The 1,104-nt window shown below is 54.7% G+C and carries 1 protein-coding gene; it reads right to left on the minus strand.

What is annotated here, in order from left to right; all coding sequences use genetic code 11:
• Positions 1 to 1,104, minus strand: a 1,104-nt coding sequence (locus AK963_RS29445) for an AAA family ATPase (RefSeq protein ID WP_175404737.1), incomplete at both ends; no start/stop codon positions are given.

Genomic DNA, 1,104 nt, shown 5'->3' on the forward strand with positions numbered 1-1,104 from the left:
CCGCATCGAGCGCCCCCTTGAGCGCACTGTTGCCACGGGCACGATCCTTCGACCCGACCCCGGTGTGGTGGACGATCAAGACGCAGCACTCATACTTCGAACGGAGTAGCTGGTCGATGTTATTGATGAAGGTGTTCATTTCCTTAGTGGCATTCTCGTCGCCCGGACCGAAGTTTCTCGCCAAGGTATCAATGACAATCATTGAGGGGATAACACCGCCTGTCTCTTCGACGATTTCCTCAATGCTATCGCTGACCATACGGGCATTGCCGAGCTCGATGAGGGAGGCTGAACACTGGCTGACGTAGATCGGCGCATTACGGAGGTTGTAACCGTGGGATACCTGCCAAGCCATCAGACGACGGGACAGGCCATTAAAGCCCTCCCCGGCGATGTAGAAGACGGGACCCTGCTTCTTGACCTGCTTGCCATGCCAGTCCTTACCAGTAGCGACACAGCAGGCGAGATCAATGGCAGCGAAGGACTTACCACAGGCAGGCTCACCAAACATCAACGAGAGGCTGTCCATTTCGAGAAAGCCCTTGATGAGCCAGTTGATCGGCTTAACACCCTTGACCAGTTCTTTTACATGGCTGAAGGGAAATTTTGGCTTCGGCGGTGGGACAACATGAACAGGTGAACCCGGGTTATTGTTGGTATGCGTCCGGGTAACGCTCGCAATGGTGGTATTGAGCTCAGCATCAGAGAGTGGTGGTGTATTCGACTGGTTCCACTGGTCGAGGGTTCTCTTGATCTCCATGAGGGAGTAATCCTGCCGGATCAGCTGCCCGACCATGCTCGCCGCTGCATTGTTCCGACCTTGACCCTCCGCTAAATTGCTCCCGTCATGTGGTAACTGATACTGGTCAGTTGAAAACCCTAAGTTACCCTCTGGCTTTTCTTCTGCCGCCTGACCATTAAAGCCATTGATAGCCGCTACATCGTCCGGTGTGAGCATGGGTAGGTCGTGGAGGTCAGCGATATCCATGTAGCCATCTGTCTCCCACTGGTAGAGCGTCCCGTCAGCGTGAGTGCTCCCAGGTGCGACGACATAACCACCAGCGCCACGAATATCAATCCGGTTCTTACGGGCTGAGTTCTGGA

The sequence above is a fragment of the Endozoicomonas atrinae genome (genome assembly GCF_001647025.1).
GTDB classification, from domain to species: domain Bacteria; phylum Pseudomonadota; class Gammaproteobacteria; order Pseudomonadales; family Endozoicomonadaceae; genus Endozoicomonas; species Endozoicomonas atrinae.